A 635-nucleotide genomic window follows, 5' to 3' on the forward strand; every position below is an offset into this window, starting at 1 on the left:
GGACCTGCCGCTCGCCCATCTTGACCAGAACGATATCGACGAAGTGTTACAGCTACTGAACGAACAGCCATGAACAAAACATTATCAAACGCCGCGCAGCAAGCCGGCTCGAAAGTCGAGACCATGCTGCCGTTGACGCCGACGCAGCAGGGCCTGCTGTTTCATACGCTGAAAGCGCCGGAGTCCGGCGTCTATTACGAACAGGTCGCTTGCGCCTTCCAGGTCGCGCTAGACGCGGCCGATTACCGGCGCGCGCTGGAAGCGGTGATCGCGCGCCACGGCGTGCTGCGCACCGGCTTTCTGTGGGACGGGCCGTCCAAGCCGGTGCAGGTGGTCTTCCGCGACGTCGAACTGCCGTGGGTGGAGGAGGACTGGCGGGCTTTCGATCCCGAGGAACAGCGGCGGCGTCTCGCCGCCTACCGGGACGCGGACCGGCGTCCGGGCTTTCACCTGAGCCGCGCGCCGCTGATGCGCTGCGCCTTGTTCCGCACCGGCGAAGAACGCTATGAGTTCGTGTGGAGCTATCACCATCTGCTGCTGGACGGCTGGTCGGTGCAGATCGTGCTGGGCGAAGCGCTCGCCTGCTACGACGCCTACCGGCGCGGGGCCGAGCCGGCCTTGCCGCCGCCCCAGCC

1 protein-coding gene is annotated in these 635 nt (G+C 66.3%); it reads left to right on the forward strand.

Annotation, left to right across the window (positions count from 1 at the left end):
* Positions 1-69: 69 nt before the first annotated feature.
* Positions 70-635: condensation domain-containing protein (locus LQT98_RS23855; RefSeq protein ID WP_231465736.1), on the forward strand; the 566-nt coding region annotated here is incomplete at its 3' end.

The organism is Chromobacterium aquaticum, assembly GCF_021129195.1.
GTDB classification, from domain to species: domain Bacteria; phylum Pseudomonadota; class Gammaproteobacteria; order Burkholderiales; family Chromobacteriaceae; genus Chromobacterium; species Chromobacterium aquaticum.